The sequence below is a fragment of the Rhodanobacter thiooxydans LCS2 genome, from assembly GCF_000264375.1.
GTDB lineage: Bacteria > Pseudomonadota > Gammaproteobacteria > Xanthomonadales > Rhodanobacteraceae > Rhodanobacter > Rhodanobacter thiooxydans.
The window spans coordinates 1-235 of sequence record NZ_AJXW01000153.1 but is presented as its reverse complement, the minus strand read 5'-3'; the positions used below and the strand labels follow the sequence as shown (position 1 = coordinate 235).

General features: G+C 72.3%; 1 pseudogene. It reads right to left on the bottom strand.

The features are described from left to right. A pseudogene (locus UUA_RS18310) lies at positions 1–221 on the bottom strand (ATP-binding protein); the annotation flags it as partial. Positions 222–235: the final 14 nt, after the last annotated feature.

Here is a 235-nt window from a genome sequence, read left to right as displayed (position 1 = left end):
CGCAGCGGCCACGGCTGGGTCAGCCGCCACGCGGCGAACACCGAGAACACGCCGAGCAGGCCGATACCGAGCAGCAGCGGCAGCAGCGGGATGGCCAGCTGCATCCACCAGGCGGCCACCAGCACGGCGGAACTCTGGCCGGCGATGGCGCAGATCCGCAACCAGGCCAGCGTGCGCGTCAGCGCGAACGGGCCGATGCGTTGGGTGGACCGGTGCGGCATGGCGATCTTCCGGG